1 pseudogene is annotated in these 241 nt (G+C 33.2%); it reads left to right on the top strand.

The features are described 5' to 3' along the window. Nucleotides 1-241 (top strand): annotated as a pseudogene (locus tag HU755_RS27260) (gamma-glutamyl-phosphate reductase); the annotation flags it as partial.

Raw genomic sequence — 241 nt, forward strand, 5'->3', positions numbered from 1 at the left:
TGGGAGAGGTATATCAAAAAGGTAAACTGGCAAAGGAAGCAAGCTATCAATTATTAAATCATACAACAAATGAGAAAAATGATGCATTGTTACTTATTAGCAATCAATTATTAGAGGATAAGGACTTGATTATCAAAGCAAATAAACTCGACCTTGAAAATGGACGAGAAAAAGGTCTCTCTCCTTCTATTCTAGATCGCATTATGCTTGATGAAAAAAGAATTACGGATATGGCTATAGC

The organism is Pseudomonas sp. SWRI111, from assembly GCF_014268555.1.
Lineage (GTDB): Bacteria > Pseudomonadota > Gammaproteobacteria > Pseudomonadales > Pseudomonadaceae > Aquipseudomonas > Aquipseudomonas hamedanensis.